The sequence below is a fragment of the Pseudomonas sp. K5002 genome, assembly GCF_013386655.1.
Taxonomy (GTDB): Bacteria; Pseudomonadota; Gammaproteobacteria; order Pseudomonadales; family Pseudomonadaceae; genus Aquipseudomonas.
In genome coordinates this window covers 1-989 of record NZ_JACARK010000599.1, presented here as the reverse complement: position 1 = coordinate 989, position 989 = coordinate 1, and the positions used below count along the sequence as shown (strand labels likewise).

At 62.7% G+C, this 989-nt stretch carries 2 protein-coding genes; both read right to left on the bottom strand.

Annotated features, from left to right (window positions below; all coding sequences use genetic code 11):
* Positions 1-33 precede the first annotated feature (33 nt).
* On the bottom strand, positions 34-732 hold the full coding sequence (locus HX846_RS24400; protein WP_008439351.1) for an HAD family hydrolase: 699 nt from the start codon (positions 730-732) through the stop codon (positions 34-36).
* The coding region (locus HX846_RS24395; protein ID WP_178966245.1) for a tyrosine-type recombinase/integrase at positions 729-989 on the bottom strand (261 nt) is incomplete at its 5' end. The genes HX846_RS24395 and HX846_RS24400, both read right to left, overlap by 4 nt.

The following is a 989-nucleotide window of genomic DNA, read 5'->3' as shown; positions in this document are numbered from 1 at the left end:
GCTCCCTCGCCACAAAAGCCCTTCATCATCAGGTTATGCGTTCCAGCGGGCTAGCACGTCGGGTAGCTCGGTCAGGCTGCGAATCTCGGCATCCGGCAATTTCTCGGCCTCCCAGGCCTTGCCTGCCGGGTTGAACCACACCGCCCGCAGCCCCGCCTGCTGCGCACCGGCAATGTCATCCCCTGGATGGTCACCCACATGCACTGCCGCGCCCGGCGCTACGCCACCGCGCTGCAAGGCTTCCTGAAACAACCGCGCATCCGGCTTGGCAATACCAATGTCTTCAGCCCGGAGTGCAAAGTGGAAGTAGTCCGCCAACCCCACACGTTGCACATCGGCATTACCGTTGGTAATCACCCCCAGCAGATAGTCGCGGCGCAGTGCTTGCAGCATCGGTTCCGCTTCGGGGAATACCGTGAGTTGATGCCGGGCATGGATGAACGCTTCAAAGCACACATCCGCCATCTGCGCTGCTTCCGGCAGCGGGTACCCGGCTTCCTCGAAGGCGTATTGCAGCACCTTGTGACGCAACACGCTGATGCGATATTTCAGCTCGGGATGACGCTCCAGCACCTGCTGGCGCAGGCTGGCAAACTTCTCCAGGGGCAAGTCGCCCACCTTGGTGGCGTGGGTCGCCAGCCACTCGCGCATCGATGCCTCGGCGCTGATGATGACCGGCACGTTATCCCAGAGCGTATCGTCCAGGTCGAAGGTGATCAGCTTGATGCTCATGAGTCACTGCCCTTAATGCGTTTGGCCCGTGGATGGGCGCTGTCGTACACCGTTGCCAGGTGCTGGAAGTCCAGGTGGGTGTAGATCTGGGTGGTCTTGATGTCGGAGTGGCCCAGCAGTTCCTGCACCGCACGCAGGTCCTGGGAGGACTCCAGCAAGTGGCTGGCAAAGGAGTGCCGGAGCATGTGCGGGTGCAGGTTCTGCCCCAGCTCGCGCTCGCCGGCGGCCTTGACCCGCACTTGTATGGCCCGGGGCCC